Origin of the sequence: Halorubrum tibetense (assembly GCF_042661865.1) — an archaeon.
GTDB lineage: Archaea > Halobacteriota > Halobacteria > Halobacteriales > Haloferacaceae > Halorubrum > Halorubrum tibetense.
In genome coordinates this window covers 1-871 of sequence record NZ_JBHSWW010000545.1, presented here as the reverse complement: position 1 = coordinate 871, position 871 = coordinate 1, and the positions used below count along the sequence as shown (strand labels likewise).

Annotated in this window: 1 protein-coding gene; it reads left to right on the top strand. The window is 49.5% G+C overall.

Annotated elements, in window-relative coordinates; all coding sequences use genetic code 11:
- The coding region (locus tag ACFQEU_RS16865) for a diguanylate cyclase domain-containing protein (protein ID WP_379784020.1) at positions 1 to 844 on the top strand (844 nt) is incomplete at its 5' end.
- Positions 845 to 871 lie beyond the last annotated feature (27 nt).

The following is an 871-nucleotide window of genomic DNA, read 5'->3' as shown; positions in this document are numbered from 1 at the left end:
CTTCGATTATCTCTTTGATGCCGTGGTGGTCACCGATACTAACGGGGTTATTGTGGACTGGAACGCAGGTTCAGAAGCCTTGTACGGATACACGAAGTCCGAAGCTGTTGGGCAAGCCGTTTCTATATTGCATGTACCCGAGGATAGCGCTCAATTGACGGCGCAAGTTATTGCTGCTGTGGCTCGCGACGGAAAGTGGACGGGTGAAATCCGCATGTTACGTAAAGATGGCCATATAGGTTGGATTGAATCTATGTGTGTTCCTATCTTTGACGACGATGGTTCAATGGTGGGTGCGCTGGGCATAAACCGCGATATCAGCGATCGAAAAGCCGAGCAAGAGCGACTGAGCCATCTGGCCCATTTTGATCAATTAACCAATATTCCCAATCGATACCTATTGCTTGATCGCGTATCACATCTCATTGAGCAATCTAAGCGCAGTCATAAGTCCTTCACCTTGTTGTTCATCGACCTCGATAAATTTAAGTCCATTAATGATACCCGTGGCCACGGCTTTGGCGATCAGGTCTTGCGGGAATTTGCCGCGCGCATTAAATCCTGCATTCGCGCCTCGGATACAGTTGCCCGCATCGGCGGTGATGAGTTTGTCATTTTGTTGGAGGATGCGTCCGGTAAGACCAATGTCAGTAAAGTCACTGAGGCATTGATTGAAGCGGTGGATAAACCCTTTCATATTACCGGTCAACAGTTTCAGATGAGCTGTAGCATTGGCGTGGCTAATTACCCCGGTGACGGTCGCTCCACTGATGAACTGCTCGCCGTGGCAGATAGGGCAATGTACCGCGCCAAGAAAAAGAGCTGTTCGAGTTACGAGTTTTAGCCAGCGCAAGCCAATACCCGTGGACTA